Origin of the sequence: Gillisella terrae (assembly GCF_004801395.1) — a bacterium.
Lineage (GTDB): Bacteria > Pseudomonadota > Alphaproteobacteria > Rhizobiales > Rhizobiaceae > Allorhizobium > Allorhizobium terrae.
This window is the reverse complement of the sequence record NZ_SSOA01000002.1, coordinates 568,437-580,214: the sequence shown is the minus strand read 5'-3', so window position 1 is coordinate 580,214 and position 11,778 is coordinate 568,437. Positions and strand designations below refer to the sequence as shown.

The following is an 11,778-nucleotide window of genomic DNA, read 5'->3' as shown; positions in this document are numbered from 1 at the left end:
GGTGAAGAACCGTTGTGCCTCTATCAGATCAGATTGGCAATTCGGCAAAATTCTTCGACTGAAAGCGTTTCTGCGCGGCGGGCTGGATCAATGTCAGCGCGATTGAGAAGCGCTTCGCCGCCAATCGGCTTCAAGCTGGCGCGCAGCATTTTCCGGCGTTGGCCGAAGGCCGTTTGCGTTACTTTTTCCAATTTAGCGAGATCACAGGGCAGGGGCTCTGGCCGTGGGGTGAGATGCACCACGGTTGAGGTCACCTTGGGCGGTGGCGTGAAGGCTTGCGGTGATAAATCGAAGGCCATATGCGCCTGCGTCAGCCAGCCACAGAGCACGCCCAGACGGCCATAGTGGTCGTCATCCGCTTGCGCAACAATGCGCTCACCGACTTCCTTTTGAAACATCAACGTCATGGACTGCCAAAAGGGCGGCCATTGCCGTGGCGTCAGCCAATTGACCAGCAATTGCGTTCCGACGTTATAGGGCAGGTTGGCGACGATTTTGATCGGGCCTTCAGGGGCAATCGCTTCAAAATCCACCTTGAGGGCGTCACCCTCGATCACCTCTAGCCGGCCGGGATAGTGATCAGCGACCTCTGCCAGCGCTGGCAAGCACCGACTGTCACGCTCAACAGCAATCACTTTTTTTGCGCCAAGCGCCAAAAGCGCACGGGTTAAGCCGCCCGGGCCCGGTCCAACTTCAAACACAGTGGCGTTGGTGAGGTCACCTGCGGTGCGTGCCACCTTTTGGGTGATGTTGAGATCGAGCAGGAAATTCTGCCCCAATGCCTTTTTAGCATCCAGCCCGTGGCGCTGAATAACATCCCTCAGGGGCGGTAGGCCATCCAATGCAGCCATCAGCAGATAACCTGCGCGCGCGCGAGGCTGATTGTATCGGCGAGCTTCAAGGCGGCCACAAGGCTTGTCTCTCTGGCAATACCGTGGCCCGCAATGCCAAACGCCGTTCCGTGATCGGGAGAGGTGCGAATAAAGGGCAGGCCAAGTGTAACGTTGACGGCTTCGTCAAAATCGAGGGCTTTGAGCGGAATCAAGGCCTGATCATGATACATGCAGATGGCCACATCATAGCGGCGGCGCGCTTCTTCATGGAACATCGTGTCGGCGGACAGCGGACCAAATGCATCAATGCCCTCGGCCCGCAGCTTCGAGATCGCAGGAGCGATGATCGCATCGTCTTCATGGCCAAGCGCGCCGTTTTCGCCAGCATGGGGATTAAGCCCGGCAATGGCCAGCCGAGGCGCGTCCAGTCCGAATTTATCGCGCATATCGGCATGAACAATACGGCATGTCTTGAGAATGAGGTCTTCCGTTAGCGCATCTGCGACAGTTCGGAGCGGAATATGAATGGTTACTGGCACAGCCCGCAGCTTTGGCCCAGCCAGCATCATCACAGGCAGCACAGCCTGTCCCGTTGCCTTCTCAGACAAAGCTGCCAGAAACTCTGTGTGGCCGGGAAAGCCAAAGCCAGCTTCGTAAAGCACGGATTTGGCAATGGGGTTGGTAACAATTGCTCGAACTTTGCCGTCAAAGCAAAGAGACACAGCAGTATCAATCGCACTGATTGTTCCACGCGCGGTGGCCATATGCGGTTGGCCTGCCACAACGTCTATGCCAGCATGGATCGGGAAAACGGGAAAAGCATCGGGAAACACCTCGACCGCCTCATCGGGTGTGCATTCCTTGAAAGGAATATTCAACCCAAGACTGAGCGCGCGTGAGCGCAACACGGCAGGATCTCCGAGAAACACAAAAGCGGGAATACCAGCCTCTTTGCGTTTTGCCCATGAGACGAGGCTGATGTCTGGACCGATACCAGCCGGGTCACCTTGAGTGAGCGCAATGGGTGTGTTCTCGGAAAGAGCTAACATGTATTTTGCACTCACGGATAAATAATCTGGGCCTTGGAGCGAAGATCCGCAAGATATTTCGCAGAGTTCGGATCTTCCTTGGTCTTGTCCTGCTTGCCGAGATCTTCAGCGCGGAACACAGCCTGGGCGGCCAGATCGTCTGATACCTGCTTGCGGCTGCAAATGGCGACATATTCGACGCCGCGCTCTGTCACCAGCGTGCCGGTGGTATTGCCCTTGGCGCCTTCAATCAAAGGCTTCCATTCGGTTGGCAATTCTGGCTGCAACACCCGACCAAGATCGCGAATCGACACATCAAGATAATTGCGGGCAAAGTCCATCGCCTGATCGCAACCGGGGAATTTCGACCGCGAGGCCTCAGCTTCGGCTTTGCGCTTGGCCAAAATAGCATTTCGCTTATTCGCCGGAACAACGAAGATCACCTGCTTCAATGCGTATTCGGTTGTCTGCGGTTTTTGCTTGTTCTCCAGCAGGCGCGTGACCATTTCCTGATTGGTGAGCTTGTCTCTGGAGGAGTAGCGGGCATTGACCAGACGCGGCCAGCTCATTTGCACGGCGATGTAGGATTTAAAATGCTCAGCGCCGACGCCTGCCTTATCGAGAATCTGGGTCATTTGGGCTGGTGTCAGCTTGTTGGACGCCGAGAAACGGGCAAAGGCAGCATCAACTTCGGCGACGCTCACCGACATGCCAACTCGTGCCACTTCCTGGCGTTTGAGCTGCTCGTCGATCATCTCTTCTTTTGCCATCTTGTTCAGATCGCCCTTTTCATGGCGAAGCTTCAAGAAAGCGACACGGCGTGCAATGTCCGTATTGGTGATCGCGACCCTGTTCACCACAATGGCCACATCGGTTGCGGCATGAGCTGTGCTTATAAACATATTCGGCGTGAGGCTTGCCACGCTCACCAGGGCGACTGTGCTCACCAGAGCCACTCGCAAAATCTTGCTGCCGAAGGTCATTAACATGTCCCTTTCCCGCACCACATCATTCCTGTGGTGCCGTCCTATACCTGCATTTAAGCAGGATCGTTTGCACAAACGGTGCGGCAAAACAATGGCTACTGTATAATTCCTTAAATCGAAATCAACTTAAGGAAAGCTGCAGTAGACTGCTGAAGCGCTGTCTTGCATGAAATCCACCACCCCGCGCAGGCGCAGGGTGGTCATTGATCATCGCGCATCGATCAGTCGGTGCTGGTTGGATCAAGATTGCCCACGCCGATGTCGCCAAGTGTGCGGAATGTCAGGCGTGCGCCGATCGACCAATCGTTAGCAGCGGTTGATGTTTCGTTGCTCTTGCGTTTGTACACGATAGAGAAGACGGTGCATTCGTCCGTATAGGAAACACCAACGCCGTAGCGATCAAGTCGATCCTTCTTCAAATCCCAATAGCTGGCACCAAACACCGACCAGTAATCGTCAACCTTGACCTGCGTCGTGTTCTGGATCTCTTGCCGCTCGTAGTTATAACCATAGTTTGGCTGAGCCGCGATCTGGCTATACACGAAATTTGTTTGCAATCGATCGTTTTGGTAACCGACAGACGTATCCGTTCTCTTGAGTTCAAATGAGCTGCGGTCGATTCGTGCATTGATGGCGGTGGTTAAGCCGAAGGGCATATCAACACCGACCATACCGACATAGTCGGACACGGTGTTTTCGAGGCCTGATTCATTGCCAGCATAGACCAGATCGCTTGAGGCAAACGAGTTCTGACCTGCAAGCTGATAGGACTGACCAAAGATGCTGCGAAGCGTGTAGCCGCTGTCGAGTGAGCCGGTGTAACGCAAGCCGATGTTGGCGCGCGTGCCGCCTTCAACCCGGTCAAAGCCGGAGAATTTGTCACGCGAGAACAGATTTGTCGCGTTGAACACAAAGCTTTGCGCATCTTCATTTGGCAGTCTGCCAGCGTCCTGCTCGTCAGGGCGAACAAAAATTTGCGCAATAGGTTCAAGCACGCTGTTGCTGTTCGGTGTGGTCAGCAGCCAGGGATAACGCACTTCCAACCCTGCTGTGACCATGGAGCGGGCAATACCGGTGCTGTCGTCGTAATTGCCCGTATAACCGGCAGGGCTGTTCATGTTGTTGCCAAACACGTCGCCGCGAGCCGCGAGGATCGGTGTAAGCAACAGGCCTTGCGACGTGTCAAATGTCCGCTTCCACTCAACTTCCGTGGTCAAGCGGCTAACGTTGCCCTTCAGCCCCTGATACTTGATGGGGGAGGTGGAGGTGACGTTGAAGAAGTCGTTGTTATAGCGCGACAATGCCGTGAAATTGACAACCGCCGAAAGCTCACCGCCCATGAAGGGCTCTGGCGCATAATAGCTGTAGTCAATGGTGGGCGTGACGATCGGCTGCTTGCGCTCTGCCACATTGTTGTTGTCAGCATCCTGAACATCAAAATAGTAGGCGCGCATGTCGAAGGAATTACGATCGCCCCGACCGCTCAGATAGACCTGATTGGTATGGGTGCTCTCGTTGAAACCTTGCAAATTGTAGGTCCGCGAGAAATTATTGTCGGTCTGTGCCATGACATTCCAACCGAATGCCCAGCGGGGATTGATCGTGAACGCGCCGGTTGAGCCGACCATGCCACGAAAGCTCTTCTTGGAATCGGAGCTTCCCGCATTGAAGGCTTCCTTGTTCATCTGATCGATGCCGGCAAAGCGCACAGTGGCAAGCCCGTCTTCGAACTGATGCCGCACTTCGGTGTCCAGCAGCACGCCCTGATTGGAATAGCCACCCAGCTTGACCGTTGCGTCAGTTTGGGGAGAAATTGCCCAATAATAGGGAACAATAACCCCAACTCCGAGGTTTTGCGTTGTGCTAAACTGTGGGAACAGGAAGCCTGACTTCCGCTTCACCGTGTTGTCTGGCACGGTCATTGCCGGAATCATCGCGATGGAATGGCCAAACAGTTGGAAGCGGGCCTTTTCCAGACGGATTGTATGAGTCTTGCCGTTCTGGATAACGCGCTCGGCCTTGATTTGCCAAATCGGCGCACGGTTTTTTTCGGCGCAGGGCAGACAGGCGGTGTAGACACCCTTGTTCAGGATCATCTCATCGCTGTTGACACGCTCACCCGAAACGGCGGCCATACGGGTATTGTCTGGTGTCTCAATGCGAAGACTATCGACAAAACCACTGCCGAAGTCATCGGTCACATCCAGCTTGTCAGCATAGATCCGGTTTCCGCCTGGCTCGATCAATTCAATATTGTCATAGGCCATCAGGCGGCCGGACTTTTGATCATAGACAATGCGGCGGGCAACCATCTGGTAACCAGCATAGTTTATCTGGACGCCGCCAACGGCGGTGACCTTTTGGGCGTCCTTATTGTACACGAGTTCGTTCGCTGCGAGCATCAGCTTCGCATCGTCGGGAACCTTCGGCGTCAAAGCGCCCCGGCTGGTCTTTTCCTGCGCGTATGCATCTCCAACAGGAGCAACATAGGCACTCAGAGCGACGCCTGCCAAAAGGGCTGCTAAAAGCCTATTAACGCTTCCGCGGTCACTTGCCGCCACTAACCATCCTCCTGATGAAGCAGAATTGTCGCACCCAATGCCATTGCCACAATCACTGGAGACCAGGTTGCGACGAATGGCGGAACCACACCACTGCTTCCGAACGCCTTTACAAGCACTGTTGTCACATAAAGCACGAAGCCTGAAATGATTCCACCCAGAATCACGGTTCGTGACTGGTTGAAACGACTGAATTTGAGAGAAACAGTTGCGGCAATCAATGTCATTGCAACGAGAAGGAAGGGCATGGAAATCAGTGAATGGAACTGGGTTTCCAACCTTTTCGTCGATATGCCAAAGGAATGCGCCACTGCTATTTTGTTAGAAAGATCATAAAAAGCAACAGTATCAGGCTGTGCGAGACGCTCTTGTAAAAACTCCTGCTTCAAATTGGTACGAACTTTCACCGATGCGAGATCCAGAGGCTTTTGACCCGGGCGAGTCTCAATAACATCATTAAGCACCCAGTAACCATCTTGCAACTTCGCTGTGGAAGCATCCTGTCGATAGGCGATCCGACCGTCGCTGTCAAAGTGGATAAACACCGGTTGGGTAAGAAGTGTCCCTTTTTCGAGAACGGAGGATGCACCAATGATTGTGTCGTCCTTGCCGGTGATCTGGCGGATCCATGGAACCTCATTATTGCTCATGCTGCCCGAATCGCCCCACTTGGCTTCCTGCGACAGAGCCAGTTGCTGGCCAATGGCAGCAAGGGGGTTGAGAATCACGGAACTGCCGACGCCCAGCAAAAAAGCGCCGAGCAAAAACGGGAACATGAATTGCCAGACAGAAATGCCAGCCGCGCGCGCAATCACCAGCTCTGAGCGGCGATTGAGCGCAATCAGCGCCGTCATGCCGGCAAACAGCGCAATAAACGGAATTGTCTGCTGCAAGATCAATGGCAAACGCATCAAGGTGAGCAGCATTACGCCGAGCAGAGATGAGCCTTTGGCATCGGAATAGCGGCCGCTGACCTCACTGAAGTCGATCAGAAAGATGATGGCAGCCACACCGATGAGGAACCAGAAGACCGTGATGGCGTAGCGCTTGAGGAAATAGCGGCTGAGTGTACCAAGTATCATGCGCCGCCCCCATGTCCGGAACCTTTGCCGCGCAGATCCGCAATACGCGCCTGGATCGATGCAAGGACAGTATCAAGGGCGTGCTGTAGCTTTGAGCGTCTGCGCGCCTGTTTTTGGCGAAACAGCATCACCGCCGCAATCGCCCCGCTGAGCAGCGGCGTTGCATACATCAGGTACACGTAGGCGCTGTTGTTCTCCACCTTGTTGGCGGCATAGAAGGCAAGCCATCTCAACAGAAGGGCGATCACCAGCGCCGAGACCATTGGATGCAGCCGCGCTTCGCGGTGTGATTTCGCATCGCCAGCAATCACCAGAGAAATCAGCGCAAAGGTAAACGGCAAAAGCCATTCCGTCATGCGCTTGTGCAGCTCCGCCGTATAGGCTCCGGGACGCGCCTGATAATCGGGGTCGTTTTTGTCCGGGTTGAGCAGAAAGCTGAGGCTGCGGTCGCTCGGGCGCATGGATGCCTTGCCGCGCGCTTCTGTCAGATCAGAGAGGTCAAAGGCGTAAGAATCGAAATGGACGATAGAGACGTTTTCGCCGGGCGCTTTGCGCTGCACTTCGCCGTCATGCATGATGAGGGCCGTGCCGGTTTTATCCACGGCTCCTTCGCGGGCATAGTAAATCAGCGTGTAGTTCGGGTCACGATAATCGGCAACGAACAGGCCTTTGAGAACCCGCCCAGCCAGACGCTGTGAAATCTGCACATAAAGACCGTCTTCAACTTTGCGGAAGGTTTTCTCTTCAATCACGGTAGAGAGCAGATCGGCGTAGGCATTGGCGATCATGTCGCGCGCTGCGGCCTTGACCTTGGGCTGCACATCATTGGTGATGTAGAGCGTCACCAGGCTGATGGCCAGCGCAAACAACAGAATCGGCCGAAGGATGACGGAGCGCGAAGCGCCTGCGGCATCAATGACCGGCAGCTCCGAATCATTGTTCATCGCAGTGAGGCTTTGGGTGATGCCGATCACCAGCGCAAAGGGCATGACGACGGGAATGATTGTCGGCAGAATGAGCGTTGCCAGCTGGGCAAAGGCACCGATGGATTGCCCCGTATCGGTGACAAGATTAATGCGCGCCAGAACCTGCGTTGTCCAGATAATCGCAAGCACCGGCAGCAACGCTGTCAGGAACATTTGCGCGACACGCCGCAGTATATATTTTTCTAAAAGCTTCATGCCCGACCCTGCTTGTGGCCTCTATTTGCCCTTGGTTCCGGCAAAAGACAAGAGGCCGTTCTACAATCACTTGTGCAGGATTGACGTTGGCTTGGAATTTGAGCGCTTTTGCGGCCCGCAAAGCAGGTGGTAAACCACAAAGACCCAGGCAAAAATGACCGGAGACGACAGCCAACCCAGAACCGCATCCGACAGATAATGGCCACCAAAGGCCACCCGCAGAAGGGCTGTCGCGATTGACGCAATGACCAAAGGCGGGCCGAGGCGAGATCGCCAGGCGAGGGGAATAAAGGGCACAATGCAGATCATGATGCCAGCGCCTGCGGCTTCGCCCGAGATGAACGAGCAATTGCTATCACAGGCCCCGGCGAAACTGCCAGCGGGCATGAAATGCATGGTACCACCGAAAAAATCGGTTTCAATCGGACGTGGCCGCCCCGACCACTCTTTCAGAATGACGTTGACGACGAGAAACGGGCCGATCAAGGCTGCCAGCAGCGACAAGGCGAGTTTTGCGATCCACTCCCGGTTTTGCATCTTCAAGGCTGGAAATTCGCTGATGCGTTTATGCTTTGATTCGACGATTGCCGTGATGAGTGCCACCAAAATGCACAGGCCGGTGACATGTGGCACGTAGAACAGGATTTTTCGAATCACCTGCACCACACCATTCTGACTGACGGGAAAGCCGCCGCAGACAAGGTGATTTGCGGCATTGCCACAGTCTGTAGCGCGAAAGAAAAAGCCAGCGACCGCCAAATCAATCTCGGGCACGGTGTAAAATATCAGCAGCAGAGCAAACCACAAGGCAGACAAGGCGGTTGCTGTGCCAATCGATGCCTTTGACAGGTCCGGCACGCGGGCCAGTCCTTCCCAGAGTGTTTTGATCGTGTGCACAGAGGTGCGCGCAATTTGGCTCATGGTTTACTCTTGATCTTTTGGCTTCACCGGGCTGGCTTGCAAGGGCAATGGCGCTGGCTTCTTACCCTGAGGCATGGAAAAGAGCCAGATGTATCGGTGCTGCCTGTATCACCTTTGCGCGCCCCTTTGTTTTGCCGTCGGCTGCCTTTTGCACATCAAATTTCGGCTTTGTCGGTCTATCTGTTGCAATCGGGTTCAAAACCGACATGATCGGCCAACCTTCAAAATGAAATGCCGGAGTTTACCATGGCTGCCAAGCTAGAAATTTCCTTTGCAACATCTGCCTCGCTGCAAGGCGGACTTGCGCTCACGCTGAAAGAGGCTGAAGGGGCGCTTCCAGCAGCCGCCGCAGAGCTAGATCCTGCCGGTACCTATGCAAAGGCGGCCAAAGTTGCGCAGTTCAAGGCCAAGTCCATGACGGTGCTGGATATGCTGGCTCCTGCCGGATCAACGCTGGATCGTCTGATTGTGGTTGGCGCAGGCAAGGCGGCTGATCTGAGCGCCCATGACTGGTTGCGGCTTGGCGGAACCGTGGCTGCCAACCTCAAGAAAGCTGAGGCTGCCACCGTATTTGTCGATGCCGAAGGGCTTGATGTAACGCCAAAGACTGTGTGCGACTTTGCCACCGGCATGATGCTGCGCAATTACACCTTTGATGATTACAAGACCAAGAAGAAGGACGATGAAGAAGGTGCCGCCGTCATCAAGGTGACCATTGTGACCGCCCAAGCGGATGCGGCAAAGGCCCTGTTTGAGGCGGACGGCAAAGCGGTGACCGATGGCGTGTTGCTGGCCCGCACCATGGTCAATCTGCCGCCCAACGTGCTTGGCCCGGTGGAGTTTGCCGATCACGCCAAGGCGTTGGAAAAGCTGGGCGTTGAGGTTGAGATTCTCACCGAAGTGGAGATGAAGGCGCTGGGCATGGGCGCGCTTTTGGGGGTCGCCCAAGGATCCGTGCGGCCACCGCGCTTGGCGGTGATGCAGTGGAAAGGCGGCAAGGCCGATAGCCAGCCGCTTGCCTTCATTGGCAAGGGTGTGGTGTTTGATACCGGCGGCATTTCCATCAAGCCTGCGGCTGGCATGGAAGACATGAAGGGCGATATGGGTGGCGCTGCCGCCGTGATTGGACTGATGCATACGCTGGCGGCGCGCAAAGCCAAGGTCAATGTTGTCGGCATTCTTGGCCTTGTCGAGAATATGCCGGATGGCAACGCCCAGCGTCCGGGCGATATTGTCACCTCCATGTCTGGCCAGACCATTGAGATTATCAATACCGATGCCGAAGGCCGTTTGGTGCTGTGCGATGCGCTCTGGTATTGCAACGACCGTTTCAAGCCTGCCTTCATGATCAATCTGGCCACCTTGACCGGGGCTATTCTGGTGGCGCTCGCCAATCTGCATGCTGGCCTGTTTTCCAACGATGATGCTTTGGCAGAGCAATTGCTGAAAGCAGGTTTGGCCACCAATGAACGGCTGTGGCGGATGCCGCTGGGCAAGGATTATGATAAAATGATCGACAGCCGCTTTGCTGATATGAAAAACTCCGGCGGACGGCTGGGTGGATCGATCACCGCGGCGCAATTCCTGCAACGCTTTGTCGGCGACACGCCTTGGGCGCATCTGGATGTTGCCGGAACGGCGATGGATTCGCCAAAGGATGAAATCAGCCAGTCCTGGGCATCCGGCTTTGGTGTACGGCTGCTGGATCAACTGGTGCGTGATGCTTATGAAGCCTAAGCGGGACGCCAAAGCGTGACCGACGTTCTCTTCTACCATCTCACAGAAACCAGGCTTGAGGATGCTCTTCCGGCCTTGCTGGAAAAGTGCCTTGAGCGCGGCTGGAAGGTGGGCGTGGAAATGCGCGATGCTGATCGGCGCGAAAAGCTCGATCAGCATTTGTGGACCTACCGCGAAGATAGTTTTCTGCCCCATGGTACAGACGATGCGGAAATGGCGGACAGTCAACCGGTATTGCTCAGTCTCTCGTCACACAATGGCAATCAGGCAACGGTGCGATTCTATATCGACGGTGCCGTGCCGGAACTTCCCTTGCTCTACGAGCGGGTGGTGTTCGTGTTTGACGGCCATGATCAGCGTGAACTGGAAATCGCACGCGGCGAATGGAAGCGCTTGAAAGGCGAGGGCCATTCCCTGACCTATTGGCAGCAAAACAATCAGGGCCGTTGGGAAAAGAAGGCCTAAGCCTTTGGCGTAAAAGATCGAAAAATAAAGCCTATCCTTTTTTCGAAGGATAGGCCTTTTTTCAGCGCGATGCCATCATCTGGTTTGGAGCCTTGCCATAGCGCAAGGTGACAACTTTATAGCCTTCCGCATCCAGACGCTTCAACAGCATCGGCAGCATGGCAACCGTTCTGGTGTGAATGTCATGCATCAAGATGATGCCGCCGTGGCGTTTGGCAAGCTCAGCCATGGTGCGGTCCAGCACTTGGGCAGCCGTGGCCTTGTAATAGTCCTTGGTATCAATATCGACATCCATCACCACCGTTCCGCGGTCCGCCAGCGCCTGACGCAATTTTGGCGTATCGGCAAGATAGGGGAAACGGAAGAAACCAACAGTTTTGACGCCCGCTGCATCGCGCACAGCATTTTCGCCACGCATGATTTCATTCATCGCCTGATCGAAGGCCATGGCTTTCAAATTGGGGTGGCGATAGGTGTGGCTGCCAATGGAATGGCCGCGCCGCAAAGTGTCCTGCACGATTTCCGGATGGCTCTTGGCCATTTCGCCAACCAGCATGAAGGTGGCCTTGACGTTATACTGGTCCAGATCGCGCAGAACGGTTTCCGTTTTTTTCACCGATGGCCCGTCGTCAAAGGTCAGGATGACTTCTTTTGGACCCAGCTTGATGTCGTGAATGCTGGAGACCGTGAGTGTGCGCCCGGCCAATTGCGTTCCCTTGCCGCGCCCCATCCAGTTTTGTGGCTCCATGGGCACAGGATCGCTGGCCAAAAGCGGCTTGGGACGCTCAGTCACTGGCGCAAAGGCGCTGCGCATGGTCATATTGGAGGGGCTTTGGCTGGCGCAGCCAGCAAGGCATAGAGCAAGGGTGGCGCTGGCGAACAGGCGAGACATCATGATGTGATTCTTCGTGAAAGACGATAGAATCAGATAATCGAATTATGGTTAATGAGTTATTGACGACACCCTGCTTTCGCCCAATATTC

10 protein-coding genes are annotated in these 11,778 nt (G+C 55.0%); 2 read left to right on the top strand and 8 right to left on the bottom strand.

The window, feature by feature from the left end:
• Positions 1-23: 23 nt before the first annotated feature.
• From rsmA to E6C51_RS06440, 7 genes are all read right to left on the bottom strand, one after another.
• Entirely contained in the window at positions 24-851 is an 828-nt protein-coding gene (gene rsmA / locus E6C51_RS06470; protein ID WP_190235384.1) for a 16S rRNA (adenine(1518)-N(6)/adenine(1519)-N(6))-dimethyltransferase RsmA, read from the bottom strand.
• Entirely contained in the window at positions 851-1,882 is a 1,032-nt protein-coding gene (gene pdxA, locus E6C51_RS06465; protein WP_190235383.1) for a 4-hydroxythreonine-4-phosphate dehydrogenase PdxA, read from the bottom strand. Before pdxA ends, rsmA begins: the two co-directional genes overlap by 1 nt.
• Positions 1,883-1,893: 11 nt before the next feature.
• A complete protein-coding gene (locus E6C51_RS06460; protein ID WP_146931075.1) occupies positions 1,894-2,844 on the bottom strand; it encodes a SurA N-terminal domain-containing protein in 951 nt (316 codons plus the stop codon).
• A gap of 224 nt (positions 2,845-3,068) precedes the next feature.
• The gene (locus tag E6C51_RS06455) at positions 3,069-5,408 is read right to left on the bottom strand and encodes an LPS-assembly protein LptD (protein ID WP_190235382.1); all 2,340 of its coding nucleotides are present in this window, start codon (positions 5,406-5,408) and stop codon (positions 3,069-3,071) included.
• The gene (gene lptG, locus E6C51_RS06450) at positions 5,408-6,490 is read right to left on the bottom strand and encodes an LPS export ABC transporter permease LptG (protein WP_146928596.1); all 1,083 of its coding nucleotides are present in this window, start codon (positions 6,488-6,490) and stop codon (positions 5,408-5,410) included. The genes E6C51_RS06455 and lptG overlap by 1 nt, the downstream gene beginning before the upstream one ends.
• Complete coding sequence (gene lptF / locus E6C51_RS06445) at positions 6,487-7,671, bottom strand: LPS export ABC transporter permease LptF (RefSeq protein WP_146928598.1); 1,185 nt, start codon at positions 7,669-7,671, stop codon at positions 6,487-6,489. The genes lptG and lptF overlap by 4 nt, the downstream gene beginning before the upstream one ends.
• Before the next feature lie 66 nt (positions 7,672-7,737).
• Positions 7,738-8,592, bottom strand: coding sequence for a phosphatase PAP2 family protein (locus E6C51_RS06440; RefSeq protein WP_190235381.1), 855 nt, complete (start codon positions 8,590-8,592; stop codon positions 7,738-7,740).
• Positions 8,593-8,838: 246 nt separating this feature from the next.
• Between E6C51_RS06440 and E6C51_RS06435 the strand changes: the two genes are divergently transcribed.
• Together E6C51_RS06435 and E6C51_RS06430 are read left to right on the top strand one after the other, a co-directional pair.
• Positions 8,839-10,329 carry a leucyl aminopeptidase gene (locus tag E6C51_RS06435; protein WP_190235380.1) on the top strand — a complete coding sequence of 497 codons (1,491 nt, stop codon included), beginning with the start codon at positions 8,839-8,841 and terminating at the stop codon, positions 10,327-10,329.
• 15 nt (positions 10,330-10,344) lie between these two features.
• Entirely contained in the window at positions 10,345-10,794 is a 450-nt protein-coding gene (locus E6C51_RS06430) for a DNA polymerase III subunit chi (protein ID WP_190235379.1), read from the top strand.
• Positions 10,795-10,855: 61 nt separating this feature from the next.
• Here the strand turns inward: E6C51_RS06430 and E6C51_RS06425 are convergent, their stop codons facing one another.
• Entirely contained in the window at positions 10,856-11,689 is an 834-nt protein-coding gene (locus tag E6C51_RS06425) for a polysaccharide deacetylase family protein (protein WP_330999749.1), read from the bottom strand.
• Positions 11,690-11,778: the final 89 nt, after the last annotated feature.

Coding starts and splice junctions, on each gene's coding strand:
- E6C51_RS06460 (WP_146931075.1), bottom strand. CDS start 2,844: ATGACCTTCGGCAGCAAGATTTTGCGAGTGGCTCTGGTGAGCACAGTC.
- lptG (WP_146928596.1), bottom strand. CDS start 6,490: ATGATACTTGGTACACTCAGCCGCTATTTCCTCAAGCGCTACGCCATC.
- E6C51_RS06435 (WP_190235380.1), top strand. CDS start 8,839: ATGGCTGCCAAGCTAGAAATTTCCTTTGCAACATCTGCCTCGCTGCAA.
- rsmA (WP_190235384.1), bottom strand. CDS start 851: ATGGCTGCATTGGATGGCCTACCGCCCCTGAGGGATGTTATTCAGCGC.
- lptF (WP_146928598.1), bottom strand. CDS start 7,671: ATGAAGCTTTTAGAAAAATATATACTGCGGCGTGTCGCGCAAATGTTC.
- E6C51_RS06425 (WP_330999749.1), bottom strand. CDS start 11,689: ATGATGTCTCGCCTGTTCGCCAGCGCCACCCTTGCTCTATGCCTTGCT.
- E6C51_RS06440 (WP_190235381.1), bottom strand. CDS start 8,592: ATGAGCCAAATTGCGCGCACCTCTGTGCACACGATCAAAACACTCTGG.
- pdxA (WP_190235383.1), bottom strand. CDS start 1,882: ATGTTAGCTCTTTCCGAGAACACACCCATTGCGCTCACTCAAGGTGAC.